This is a genomic window from Cellulomonas telluris (assembly GCF_004886325.1).
GTDB lineage: Bacteria > Actinomycetota > Actinomycetes > Actinomycetales > Cellulomonadaceae > Cellulomonas > Cellulomonas telluris.
On record NZ_QXFN01000131.1, the window covers coordinates 1 to 503 of the forward strand.

Annotated in this window: 2 protein-coding genes; one reads left to right on the forward strand and one right to left on the reverse strand. The window is 71.0% G+C overall.

Going from position 1 to position 503, the window contains the following annotated elements:
• Positions 1–246: YdeI/OmpD-associated family protein (locus FB586_RS19080; RefSeq protein WP_222928408.1), on the forward strand; the 246-nt coding region annotated here is incomplete at its 5' end.
• A gap of 7 nt (positions 247–253) precedes the next feature.
• Here FB586_RS19080 and FB586_RS19085 read toward each other — a convergent pair.
• Positions 254–503, reverse strand: a 250-nt coding sequence (locus FB586_RS19085) for a DsbA family oxidoreductase (protein ID WP_187697906.1), incomplete at its 5' end; no start/stop codon positions are given.

Consider the following 503-nt stretch of genomic DNA (forward strand, 5'->3'; position numbering starts at 1 on the left):
GTTGCCGTGGCCCGGGAGAGCGGCATGTGGACCCTGATGGACGACGTCGAGGACTGTGTCGTGCCCGATGACCTCGCCGCCGCGTTCGACCGCTTCCCCGGCGCCCGGGACCACTGGGAGTCCTGGTCGGCGTCGGCGCAGAAGCTGATCCTGACCTGGATCGTGCTGGCCAAACGGCCCGAGACCCGGGCGACGCGGGTGACGACGACGGCCGAGAAGGCTGCGCGCGGGGAGAAGTCGCAGTAGCCCTGGGTCAGATCGCGCAGCCGTCGGGCCCACAGGCCTCGCCGGTGTCGCCGGTCGCCAGGACCTCGATCTTCGGGTGCGCCTCCGACCATGCCTTCTCGAGCACCTGCGTGAAGACCTCCGTCGGCTGGGCGCCCGAGACGCCGTACTTCTCGTCGACGACGAAGAACGGGACGCCGCTCGCGCCGTAGGCCTGGGCCTGGGCGACGTCCGCGTGCACGTCCTCGGTGAACTCGGTGCCGGACAGCACCTCGTCG